Source organism: Yinghuangia seranimata (genome assembly GCF_029953285.1).
Taxonomy (GTDB): Bacteria; Actinomycetota; Actinomycetes; order Streptomycetales; family Streptomycetaceae; genus Yinghuangia; species Yinghuangia seranimata.
Map to the genome: position 1 here is coordinate 18,802 of NZ_JASAOI010000096.1, position 11,591 is coordinate 30,392.

The window sequence follows — 11,591 nt, forward strand, 5'->3', positions numbered from 1 at the left end:
CATGAAGGGAATGTTTCCTTCCCCGCAACGCCGCGACCTCACGAGGAAACACGCGCTTGGCACCGTCGCTGTCGTCCGAGAAGACCGACCGCTCCGCTCGGGGCAGCGACGGAGGACCCGCCATGGCCAGCACGACCACACCGGCCGACGCCGCCGACCAGTCCAAGCCCAGACTGCGGGCCCTGCTGTCGTTCCGCGGCCGCTACCGCATGCTCCACCTGGCGATGCTCGCGTTCCTGTGCAGCTTCGTCCTGTGGTTCGACATGGCGCCGTTCATGGACGACATCGGCAAGGAGTTCGGGCTGACGGCCGGCCAGAAGGCCACGCTCGCCCTGTGCAACATCGCCCTGACGATCCCCGCCCGCACGCTGATCGGCATGCTCGTCGACCGGTACGGGCCGCGCCGCGTGTACGGCTGCCTGCTGATCTTCGCGGCCATCCCGAACACGGTCTTCGCGATGGCCCACTCGTACACCCTGCTGGTCGTCAGCCGCCTGATGGTGAGCATCGTCGGCGCCGGCTTCGTGGTCGGGATCCGGCTCGTCGCCGAGTGGTTCCCGAAGCGCGAACTCGGCACCGCCGAAGGCTTCTACGGCGGTTGGGGCAACTTCGGCTCGGCGGCCGCCGCGCTGACGCTGCCCGTGCTCGCGAGCTCGCTCGCCGACGGGCAGGGCGCGTGGCGCTGGGGCGTCGGCACAGCGGGTGTGCTCGCGGCCGCGTACGGCGCGTTCTTCCTGGCCATGGCGCGGGACGTCCCGGACGGCAAGACGTACCAGCGCGCCGCCCGCAAGCCGGGCCTCCAGGTCACCAGCCGTCCCGCGGTGTTCGGCCTGATGGCCCTCCAGGTGCCGCTCGCGGTCGCGCTCGGCTTCGTCGTGTACCGGCTCAACGCCGACTTCACCACCGTCACCCCCAAGGGCAAGAAGACGTTCCCCGGCGTGATCGGCGACGGCACCGCGGCCGTGCTGTACGCGGTCGTCGCGGCCTGGCTCGCGTACCAGATCTACGCCGTCCTCAAGACGAACCGCGGGGTCCTGGGCGGCGGTAAGCCCGAGATCGAGGAGTACCGGTTCGCCGCCGTCGGCCTGCTGGCGATCGCCTACATGGTCACTTTCGGCGCCGAACTCACCATGGCCAGCTGGCTGCCGAACTTCTTCAAGACGCTGTTCGACATGGACACCACCGACGCCGCCACCGCCGCCGCGTGCTTCGCCGGCACCAACCTGATCACCCGTCCCTTCGGGGGCTGGCTGTCCGACCGCACAGGGCGCCGCAAGGCCACCCTGCTGGGCCTCCTCGTCGGCGCGTTCCTCAGCTACCTGGTGCTGTGGGGCATCGACGCCGACTGGCCGGTGTGGCAGAGCGTCGGACTCCTCGCCCTCGCCTCGGTGTTCATCCAGGGCGGCAACGGCGCGGTGTACGCGATCGTCCCGCAGATCCAGCACCGCGTGGCCGGCCAGATCTCCGGCCTGGTCGGCGCCTACGGCAACGTCGGCGGCGTGCTGTTCACCAGCCTGATCTTCCTCCAGGTCGTCCCGCAGACGGTCTTCCTGGTCATCGGCATCGCCTCCCTCGGCGCGGGCCTGTGCTGCCTCATGCTCCCCGGTATCGGCGAGGTCCGCCGCAGCGACACCCCGACCGTCCCCGCCGGCCACGAGGCCGCCGCCGTACCGGCGACCACGGGCTGACCGCGCCACAGCCCGGCAGAACCGGCAGGGAACGCCGAAGGGCCCCGACCGCACGACATGTGCGGCCGGGGCCCTTCGGCGTTCCGATTACGGTCTCCCGGAGCCGGCGATCAGTAGTAGTGGATCTCCGTCCGACCCGTCGCCTGGACCCAGAGGATGTACCCGCCCTCGAAGTCCCCCCGACGCCCGCCGGGAACGGGGTACTCGCCGACCGTCGGGTAGCCGAGGCGCCCGGAGTTCCAACCCTGCGAAGCCCAGGCCGCGTTGATACCGCCGTAGAGCTCGACGGCCCCGGTCTGCGGGGTCCAGAAGATCGAACCGTGGTCGAACACCTGGTACCGGCCCCGGCCGTCGGAGGTCGGCATCTCGTCGGTCACCGGGAAGCCCACGGCCTCCGGGCCACCGATCTGGATCCAACGCGCGCGGATGCCCCCGTGCATCTCATGCGCCCCGCCGTCCGCGGTCCAGTAGATCGTGCCGCGCTCGAACTCGTTGTAGCGGGAACGGCCGAGCGAGGACTCGTCCGAGACCGGGTAGCCGAGGAAGCCCGTCTCGTTGCCGAGCTGCCACCACCTGGTCCAGATCCCGCCGTGCACCTCGTGGGCGCCGGTCCGAGGGGACCAATAGATCATGACGTTCTCGAACTCCTGGCGTCGGCCGACGCCGTCGCCGAGGACGGCTTCCTGGTTCCGGGGATAGCCGTACGCGAACGGGTTCCGGAGCCAGACCCTGCCGATCTCCCCGATGAGCGGGCGTGCGTCGGTCTGCGGCGACCAGACGATGACGCCCTTCTCGAACGTCTGCTTGCGGCCTCGGCCGTCGCCCATGTCGGACTCTTCGCCCGTCGGGTAGCCGAGCAGACTCACGCCCCACGCCGAGCCGATGCCGCCGAACGTGGTGTGCGCGCCGGTCTCCGGGGTCCAGGAGACCGTCGCCCGCTCGAACTGCTGCGTGTAACCGCGTGCGTCCAGGCGGCGCGGGTCTTCGGTCGGGTAGCCGAACCAGGCGTCCCCACCGGCCCACAGAGCGGTCGCGGCGGTCGCGACGGGATGCACCCCGTAACGGATCGACCAGACGAGCTGGGACCCGTCAGCGAGCGCGACGTACCTGCCGGCGCCGTCACGGGTGGCGACGACGTCGCCCGCCGGGGCCGGGTAGTTCGCGTCGGCCTGCTTCAGCTCCTGGTAGCGGTCCAGCATCGGGCCGCACAGCTTGTGGCCGTTGACGGTGTCGCAGACGGTCCAGGGGTCCACGGTGCCGTACGGAACGTAGAACCTGTAGCTCGTGGTCCAGCTGAAGTTCCCTGCCCGGTCGATCGCGTCGACCCTCAGGTCGTAGGTCCCCCAGTCCGACGGCGTGAGCTTCAGGTCGTACTTGCCCGACGCGTCCGGCGTGGCGGTGCAGGGGGTGCCGACCGGAATGTCGCCGAGGCTGAGCCGGTAGCAGACGATGTCCTCGGTGCCCGGAGCCGGGGCGATGTGGATGACACCTGTCTGGCCGATGCCCTTCCGGGGCGGGCTTCCGTTCGACGGGAAGTCCGTTGACGTCACGACCACTTGGGGGGAGGTCGTGTCGACGGTGAACCGACAGCCGGTCGCGACGTCGGAGAGCTTGTCCTGGACTCGGGCCTGCACGGTCCAGTTGTAGGTGTGGCCGTCTTCCAACTGCCCCAGGTAGAACTGGGCGTTCGAGTTGTTCGCGACGGGGACGTCTGTCGTCTTCTCCGTCCAGGGAGATCCCGGGGCGGTGACGTCCTGAAGGCGCAGGACGGCGTTGATGCCCCCAGCCGGTTCCGGGGTGGACAACGTCGCGCTGAGCACGACCCCTTGTATGGACCGTCGGACCCAGCCGCAGTCCGACCCGCCCGTACCGTTCTTCGGCGCGGGCTCGATGGTGAGGTTGGACGGGATGTTGGGCTGTGGCGGCTCGATGGCCGCCGCGGCGGGTGTCGCGGTCAGCAGGCCGGCCGCGAGCAGTCCTGCGGTTGCCGCGGCCGACAGGGAAGTGCGTTTGTAGCGTGTGAGACGAAGACGTCCGCCCCCCATGTGTTCCTCCAGACGTGCGTTCAGGCGTAGTGGATCTCGGTCTTGCCGCCGGCGGCCGTCCACGTGATGTAGCCGTGTTCGAAGTCGGCGCGGCGGCCGCCGGGGATGGAGTACTCGCCGCGGGTTGGGTAGCCGAGCGGGCCGCTGTTCCAGCCCTGGGACGCCCAGGCGTCGTTGATGCCGCCGTAGATCTCGACGGCGCCGGTGGTGGCGGTCCAGAAGATCGAGCCGCGCTCGAAGACGACGTACCGGCCGCGGCCGTCGGCCGTGCCGAGCTCGTCGGTCACCGGGAACCCGAGCCCGCCCGGCCCGCCGAGTTCGAGCCAGCGCTGCCTGATCCCACCGTGCAGCTCATGGGCGCCGGTGCTCGCGGACCAGTAGATGCCGCCGCGCTCGAAGTCGTTGTACCGGCCGTTGCCGATCGATCCCTCGTTGGTGGTCGGGTAGCCGAGGAAGCCGCGCTCGCCGCCGTACTGCCACCACTTGTCCAGGATCCCGCCGTGCAGCTCGTGCGCGCCGGTCGTCGGTGTCCAGTAGAACCGGACCCGCTCGAACACCTGGTACCGCCCGACCCCGTCGGGGGCCACGAGCTCGTCGGTGACGGCTGCCCCGTAGGCGGCGGGAGCGGCGCCCCAGGCCGTGGCGATGTCGCCGGTCACGATGTGCGCCCCGCTCTTCGCGGACCAGGTGATGGTGCCCTTGGCGAACGTCTGCTTCCGGCCGGTGCCGTCGCCCAGGTCGGACTCCTCACTGATCGGAAGACCGAGCTTGGCGTCGTTGTTGGGGAAGTCCCAGCGCGCCCCGATGCCGCCGAAGACCGTGTGCGCCCCGGTCTCCGGCGACCAGTAGACCTGCCGCGCCTGGAACCCCTGGATGCGACCGCTCTGCGTGGAGAAGTCGTCATACGTCGGGTAGCCGAGCCACCCGCCGACGCCGCCCAGGGCTTCGACGTCCTTGACCAGCGGGTTGTAGACCTTGACCGCGTAGGTGCTGGGGTGCCAGAAGACCGTGTAGTCCTTGAACACGGTCCGCTGTCCGACGCCGTCGGGCATCAAGGCGGTGTCCTGGGCCGGGGCGTCGGCGTAGGTCGCGGAGTTGACATAGCGGATGCGGTCGAAGCTCGGACCGTTCAGGAAGTGCGTCGGAGCGTTGGGGTCCGAGGGGTTCCAGTAGACGGCGCCGTGCTCGAAGGGCGCGTAACCGGTGGTCGAGTACGTCGGAATGTCCTCGGTGGGGTAGCCGAAAGCGTTCTTGCCGCCGCTCTGCGCCCCCCACCACACCGCCCACGGCCGTGCCGCGACGAGGTGCGCGCCGGTGGCCTGCGACCAGAGCAGCACCGAACCGTCGGTCAGCCCCACGAACTTGCCGTTGCCGTCCGGTGCGTCGAGCACGTCGCTTCCCGGCGCCGGGAAGTAGCGGTCGGTGCTCTTGAGCTGGTTGTACCGGTCCAACAGCGGCCCGCACAGCCGGTGGTCGCCGATGACGCTGCAGTGGTCCGAGGGGAGGGAGCCGCGCGGTGGGGCGAAGAACGTGTAGGAGGCCGAGCCGATGTTGCCGGCGTGGTCGACGGCCTGGACGTTCAGCACGTACGAGCCGGCGTCGCGCGGCGTGAACCGGTAGTCGTAGCCGCCTGATGCGTCCGGTGTCGCGGTGCACGGCTCCCCGACCGGCGACTGGGACACGGCGATCCGGAAGCAGCGGATCTCCGCTTCGCTGCCGGGCGCCGCCTGGACGCGGATGACGCCGGACTGCCCGGCGGTCTTCGGTCCGTCGCCGTTCGCCGTCCAGTCCGTCGACGTGACGGTGACGCCCGGCGCCTTCTTGTCGACGCCGAAGGAGCAGCCCGCCACGGTCTCGGAGAGCGCCCCTCCGCGCGCCGACCGGGCCTGGACGGTCCAGCTGTACGTGTGGCCGTCGATGAGCGAGCCGGCGGCGAACCTGGCCGTGTAGCCGGTGGGGAGGCTGCTGGAGACGAACTCCACCGGCTCGGAACCGGGCACCGAAGTGTCCTGGAGCCGGAAGATGCCTTCGGCAAGGCCCCGCTCCCCGTCCGGGGAGTCCGCGATGGTCAGCCTGGCGGTGAGGGCAATGCTGTAGGTGTCGCCTATCCAGCCGCAGAACGACGCGTCGGTTCCGTTCTGCGGCGTCGGCGACACCGTGAGATCGGTCGGCGTGTCCGGAACCACCGGCTCCGCCGCGCCCGCGGGCGTCGCGGTCAGGAGCGTGGCCGCCAGGGCAGTGGTGGTTGCCGTGGCCGCCAGGCCGACGCGTATTCGGTGTGCGAAACGGAGTTGCCCGTCCCCCATGCATGTCCTCCGGTGATCGTGATCGCGCTGGGCGCGAGAACGCGAAGGATACTGCCAGTCAGTTGGCTTATTTTGCACGGGGTTTACGGAGGTGCCGCGTCCCCGTGTCAGGCCTCCGCCATGGCGCGGCCGCAGGCGTAGGCGATGGGGCTGAGGAGTTCGCGGGCTTCGGGGAGCCAGCGGTTGGCTTCGGTGGGTTCGCGGGCCCAGGTGGCGGTGCCGCTGGCGCCCATGGGGGAGGGCGGGGCGACGACGTAGTCGCCGTCGCCGCGGCAGACGAGGTCGATGGCGCTGGCACCCCAGCCGATGCGGCGGAGCATTTCGGGCATCTTGTCGCGGGCGCCCGGGAGGACGAAGAACTGGAGGCGGCGGGTCGGCGTCGCGATGACCGGGCCGAGCGGGATGCCCATCCGTTCCAGGCGGGCGAGCGCGAGGCAGCCGGCCTGCTCGGGGACGTCGATGACCTCGAAGACGCGGCCGGTGGGCAGCAGGATGGCCGCGTCCGGGTGCTCGTCCCACCAGCGGCGGATCATCGCCGGGCCGCTGGCGGCCTGCGCGGCCCAGTCGCGGTGCAGCGGGTGCGCGCCGGGGGCGCTGCACGCGGGGTGGCCGCAGCTGCAGCGTCGGCCCATGGCGCCGTCCTGGACGGACGTGCCGGGCACAACGTCCCAGTGGCGGTCCTCCGCATACCTGACGGCCGTCTCTACAAGCGTTTCGCGGGCGAGCTGCCGGGCCCCGAGGATCTCTTCCACGCCTTCACAACTTCCGGGCGGGGGGTTGGTTACTGCGCGCGCGGGCGTTATCGCGACCCCGGGCGAATCTCACCCGAACGGGACACACGCCGCTCGACGATCTACCGGGCCTCGCGCGCGGGCGACACCCCGGACAGGGGGCGCATGCGGGGCGCACGGGTGCAGCGGCAACGGCGCAGGGGCCGCCGCCCCTATCCGCGGGAGCGATCAACTGGCTACCGTCCGTTACGGACGGCGTGTCGGGCGGACCGGGCCTCCCTACCAAGGGAGTTCGCCGCGCCGCAGTAACGGGGGAACGCGTGGGACCGGCACACCGGTTCCGTGCAGTCCGTGTGACATTCCGTGGGAGGGGACGCCGATGGCCGCACGGTCGCTCGCGACACGCCAGCCGAACGAACGTCTAGCCGCACTGATCCACGAGGCCGGGTGCTCCAACGCCGGCCTCGCCCGACGCGTCAACATGTGCGGCGCCGAGCAGGGCATGGACCTGCGCTACGACAAGACCTCTGTGGCCCGCTGGCTACGCGGCCAGCAGCCGCGCGGCTCGGTGCCGAACCTGATCGCCGAGGCGCTGGGCCGCAAGCTCGGCCGGCCCGTCACCGTCGACGAGATCGGCATGGCGGACGGCCGCAGCCTGGCCACCAACATCGGTTTACAGTTCGCCGCGACCCCCGCCGCGACCGTCGACGTGGTCACCGAGCTGTGGCGCAGCGACGTCAACCGCCGTGACTTCCTGCTGAATTCGTCCGTCGCGGTCGCCGCGCTGGTGGCCCCCAGCAGGGACTGGCTGATCACCGAGCCCGACCCGGCGGTCGCGCGCATCGGAGGCCCGCGGGTCGGCGCGTCCGACGTCGAGGCGGTGCGCGCCACCACCGACATGCTGTCCGTGCTGGACCACCGGTTCGGCGCCGGGCACATCCGGCCGATCGTCGTGCACTACCTCGGCTCGGTCGTGTCGGGGCTGCTCGCCGGGTCGTACAGCGACGAGACCGGCCGCGACCTGTTCGCCGCCGTGTCGCGGCTCACCGAGCTCGCCGGATACATGGCGGTCGACACCGGTCAGCCGGGCCTCGCGCAGCGCTACTACATCCAGGCGCTACGGCTCGCCCAGGCGGCGGGCGACCGGCCGTACGGCGGCTATGTGCTCGCCGCCGGCATGAGCCACCTCGCCGGAAGCCTCGGAAACCCCCGCGAGATCACGCAGTTGGCCCGCGCCGCGCAGGAGGGCTCCAAGTCGTCCACGGGCCAGTACGCGACCGCCACCACCATGGCGATGTTCCACGCCGCCGAGGCCCGCGGACACGCACAGCTCGGCGACGTCCGCGCCTGCGAGAGCGCGCTCGCCCGCGCCGAGACCGAGATGGAGCGCTCCCGGCCCGACGAGGACCCCGTCTGGATCGCCCACTTCGACCGCGCTTACCTCGCCGACGAGTTCGCGCACTGCTACCGCGACCTCGACCGCCCCCGGCAGGCCGAACAGGCCGCCCGCGCCGCCCTGGAGGGCCACGCCGAGACCCGCGTGCGCCGCCGCGCCGTGGACACGCTGCTGCTCGCCACCGCGCACCTGCAGCAGAACCGGCTCGACGAGGCGTGCGCGGTCGCCGAGGACGCACTGGACCTCGTCGGCCGCCTGCACTCGGCGCGTGGACAGGAGTATCTGCGGGACTTCCAGCGCCGCCTGTCCGCGCACGGATCGGAGCCCGTGGTCCGCGCCTTCCTCGACGCGGTCAGGGCCGCCGACGAGGAACGCGGAAGGGAGGTCGTGCCGGCCTGAGTGCAGGCCGGAGCGGAACCGAAACGACCGGCGCGTACGGCCCGCAGCGAGCACCAGGCGGGCCCCGCCGCCGGACGGCCACCGCACGACCACTGGACGGCCCGCGCCGCGCCCCGTGAAGCCGCACCGGGGCACAGGCCAGCCGGGCCACGGTGCCCCCGGCGTCCACGGGGCCGGCGCCGGGGGCCACCTCCGGGCGGCCCCGGACCGCCCCGAAGCCCCTCTCCCCACGCGGCGTTTGGCCGCCGCGGCCCCCGCCCGACGCTGTGTCGCGCACCGCCGATACGCTGCGCGCCCTACACAGACGATCATGTTGGGGGCGGGCCATGGACGACGCGCAATACGAGCGCGAGTGGGAGGAGTTCGTCGCACGCGAGCGCGCACAGGCGCAACGCGTCGACCGACTGGACCAGCTGGCCCCGGTCATCCCCCTCCGCCGCAGGGGCCCGGCCCGCAACGTCCTCATCGCCGCCGCCGCGGTCGGGACACTGCTGCTCGGCGTCGGCGTCTACGCCCTGGCCCACGTCTCGACGAGCGGGGCCTCCGACGACGGCGCGAAGGCGGCCGCCGCGTCCGCGTCGACGACGGCCGCCCCCGCGACCACGGGCGCCCCGGCCGCGGCGGCCCCGGCCGGCGGCACCGCGAAGCCGACCGCCCCGGCGTCCCCGAAGATCGTCGTGACCGTGCCCGAGCACAGCCGTCCGCCAGGCGTCGACAAGGCCGAAAAGGCCGCGCCGATCAGCGCCGCCACGGCGTTCCCCGACAAGAAGGTGACGCTGCCCTCGGGCGAGGTGTTCCAGCTCGTGGACGTCACCACGGTCCCGGACTGCCGCGGCATGATGAGCCCGGAGCTGGCGGACGTCGTCGACCAGGGCCACGGGTGCGCGCAGCTGCTCATGGGGCTGTTCACCGACCCGACGCACAGCAAGCAGATCACCGTGTCGGTGCTCAGCATGCGCAAGGCCGACGACGCCATCATGCTCTTCGGCATGATGAGCATGGACCCGTTCACCTACCAGCTCGGCGCGATCGATCCACCGCCCGGCTCCGGCATCCCCGCACCGCCGCGGACCGCGCCGGGCGACTTCGCGCGGGTCGTGTCCGTGCGCTCGCTCGTCGCGTCGGCGTGGATGTGGACCGACGGGCGGAACACCGGCGAGGAGGAGCTCGGCAAGAACGGCCGAGACCTGCTCGGCGTCGTCAGCGCCAAGGTCGACGCGTACGAGGAGGGGACCGCCCGCTGAGGCGGACACCGCCACGCCCAATGGGCTCTCCGGGTGCCTTGCCGGGAAACTCGTCGGCGCCCGGGACGAACCGCTGTTCGCATCGGCGGCGTCTCGGCTAGCGTCATGGGCGAACCCGGCGCGGCGGCGTGCCGCACGAGGCGCGAGGAGAGCACGACATGAGCGGCAGGCCCGGATCCGGCGGCCAGGGCGGCGAGCCCGGTCGGCCCCAGGACGAAGGACTGTCCATCTTCGGGCCGTTGGAGCTGCCCCGCGACGAGACCGAGTACCTCCCGGCGTACGACGAGTACCAGGAGTACGGCGGCCCCGGCGGCTACGGCGAGGGACCCGGCGGTACGCGGGTGGCCACGCCGTCGATGATGATCCCGCCGGAACCGGGCCCCCCGGCGCCCTACCCGCCCGCCTACCCCGGCGCCCAGCCGCTCGGCTACCCGCCGCAGGGCTACCAGCAGAGCCACCAGCCCGCCGCACCGCAGGCCGGCCCGCCACCCGCACCCGGCGCGTTCGGAGGCCCCGGCGGGCCCTCCGCGGGCCCGGGAGCACCAGGTCAGGGCGCACCCGGCGGGTTCCCGGACGACCTGTTCCGCCCCGGCCCGTCCGCGGGCCCGGCCGCCACCCCGCAGCCCGGGGCCTACCCGCCGGCGCAGCCGTTCCACGTACCGCCGCCCCCGCCGGGCGTCGGACAGCCCCAGTACGCACCGCCCGCGATGCCGCAGCGCGCCGTCCCGGCCCAGTCCGGCGGCGGATCAGGGGTGCCGCGCAGCACCCTGCTGATCGGCGCGGCCGGCGCGGCGGTCGTCCTGCTGCTCGCAGGCCTGTACGCAGGCGGAGCGTTCGACTCCGGCGGCGACGACGCGACCAAGAACACGGGAGCGTCCGCCGCCCCCGGCAGCACCTCGGCGTCCTCGGCGCCGCCCGCCACAGCCGCACCCGCGCCCCCGGCCGCGGCGAAGACGCAGGCCCAGCAGATGGACGAACTGCTCCAGGTCAGCGCGGGCGCCCGCGCGAAGGTCAGCGGCGCCGTCGCCGAGATCACCCGCTGCGGCGACATCGCGACCGCCGTCCAGACCCTCAACGACGCGGCGACCCAGCGCGACCAGCAGATCGAGAAGCTCAACGGCCTCAAGGTCGACCAGATCGACCACGGCGGCGAACTCGTCGACTGGCTGCGCAAGGCGTGGACGGCCTCCGCCGCCTCCGACCGCTCGTTCGCGGCCTGGGGCCAGGACGCGCACGACGACTGCGACGACGGCAAACGTTCCAAGGACAGCGACAACCGCAAGGCCGCCGCCAAGGCCAGCAACGAGGCCTCCGCGGCGAAGGAGAAGGCCATACGGCTGTGGAACCCGACCGCGACGGGCGCAGGCCTCAAGGCCCGCAGCGCGAACGAAATCTAAGCGCCTGGCGCGGTGACGCGAGTGTGACGCGAACACCCCCTAATGAGGGAGTTCTGGTGATTCGCATACGTGACGGCAAAGTGATGGGGGGTCGAGGCCGTGCCCCCGGCCGACTCAACCAGGCGCGGCCCCACGCTGGAACGACCCCCGGCAGCGCAACGAACCCCAGCAACAAAACCCGCCCGGAACCCCAAGCGAAACCGCAGCCCGGCAGCGCAGCGCCAGGAGCGGTGAAGCAGCACCGCAAAACGAAGCAACACCGCAGCCCGGCAGCGCAGCGCCAGGAGCGGTGAAGCAGCACCGCAAAACGAAGCAACACCGCAGCCCGGCAGCGCAGCGCCAGGAGCGGTGAAGCAGCACCGCAAAACGAAGCAACACCGCAGCC

7 protein-coding genes are annotated in these 11,591 nt (G+C 72.0%); 4 read left to right on the forward strand and 3 right to left on the reverse strand.

Annotation, left to right across the window (positions count from 1 at the left end):
- Nucleotides 1-122 precede the first annotated feature (122 nt).
- Nucleotides 123-1,688, forward strand: a complete 1,566-nt coding sequence (locus QI554_RS42535) for an MFS transporter (protein ID WP_281478564.1) — start codon at nt 123-125, stop codon at nt 1,686-1,688.
- Nucleotides 1,689-1,798: 110 nt separating this feature from the next.
- On the opposite strand, the gene QI554_RS42540 is transcribed toward QI554_RS42535, so the two are convergent.
- The 3 genes from QI554_RS42540 to QI554_RS42550 all read right to left on the reverse strand — a co-directional run bounded on the left by QI554_RS42540 (nt 1,799) and on the right by QI554_RS42550 (nt 6,791).
- Nucleotides 1,799-3,733 (reverse strand): LGFP repeat-containing protein, encoded by a 1,935-nt coding sequence (locus tag QI554_RS42540; protein ID WP_281478566.1) that lies wholly within the window; start codon nt 3,731-3,733, stop codon nt 1,799-1,801.
- Nucleotides 3,734-3,753: 20 nt separating this feature from the next.
- A complete protein-coding gene (locus QI554_RS42545) occupies nt 3,754-6,039 on the reverse strand; it encodes an LGFP repeat-containing protein (RefSeq protein ID WP_281478567.1) in 2,286 nt (761 codons plus the stop codon).
- 107 nt (nt 6,040-6,146) lie between these two features.
- Nucleotides 6,147-6,791, reverse strand: coding sequence for a bifunctional DNA primase/polymerase (locus tag QI554_RS42550; protein ID WP_281478568.1), 645 nt, complete (start codon nt 6,789-6,791; stop codon nt 6,147-6,149).
- Nucleotides 6,792-7,149: 358 nt separating this feature from the next.
- Between QI554_RS42550 and QI554_RS42555 the strand changes: the two genes are divergently transcribed.
- The 3 genes from QI554_RS42555 to QI554_RS42565 all read left to right on the forward strand — a co-directional run bounded on the left by QI554_RS42555 (nt 7,150) and on the right by QI554_RS42565 (nt 11,206).
- Nucleotides 7,150-8,565, forward strand: a complete 1,416-nt coding sequence (locus QI554_RS42555) for an NsdA family TPR-like regulatory protein (protein WP_281478569.1) — start codon at nt 7,150-7,152, stop codon at nt 8,563-8,565.
- A gap of 326 nt (nt 8,566-8,891) precedes the next feature.
- Nucleotides 8,892-9,809, forward strand: a complete 918-nt coding sequence (locus QI554_RS42560; protein ID WP_281478572.1) for a hypothetical protein — start codon at nt 8,892-8,894, stop codon at nt 9,807-9,809.
- A gap of 158 nt (nt 9,810-9,967) precedes the next feature.
- Nucleotides 9,968-11,206 (forward strand): hypothetical protein, encoded by a 1,239-nt coding sequence (locus QI554_RS42565; RefSeq protein WP_281478573.1) that lies wholly within the window; start codon nt 9,968-9,970, stop codon nt 11,204-11,206.
- Nucleotides 11,207-11,591: the final 385 nt, after the last annotated feature.